1 protein-coding gene is annotated in these 231 nt (G+C 77.1%); it reads right to left on the bottom strand.

The features are described 5' to 3' along the window. Positions 1-224, bottom strand: a 224-nt coding sequence (locus tag ACZ3HG_RS25025) for an Lhr family helicase (protein WP_465335269.1), incomplete at its 3' end; no start/stop codon positions are given. Positions 225-231: the final 7 nt, after the last annotated feature.

Raw genomic sequence — 231 nt, 5'->3', positions numbered from 1 at the left:
AAGCCGGCGAGGATGCGGTACACCTGCGCGAAACCGCCCGGGACGCCCTCGGACTGCACGGCGCCGCGCGTGACGACGCCGTAGCGGTCGAGCAACAGGCTCGCCGTCGCGGTCGCCCGGGCCGCGGCATCCGGTTCCCGATCAGGCAGGAGCGACCAGCGCCCGCCCAGCGACGGCGGCCGGGGAGCCGAGGTCGGCCGCGGCAGGGTCGCTCCGCGGTACATGCGGGCG

The organism is Erwinia sp. PME.40.26/001, assembly GCF_055556675.1.
This window is presented reverse-complemented; position numbering and strand designations above follow the sequence as displayed.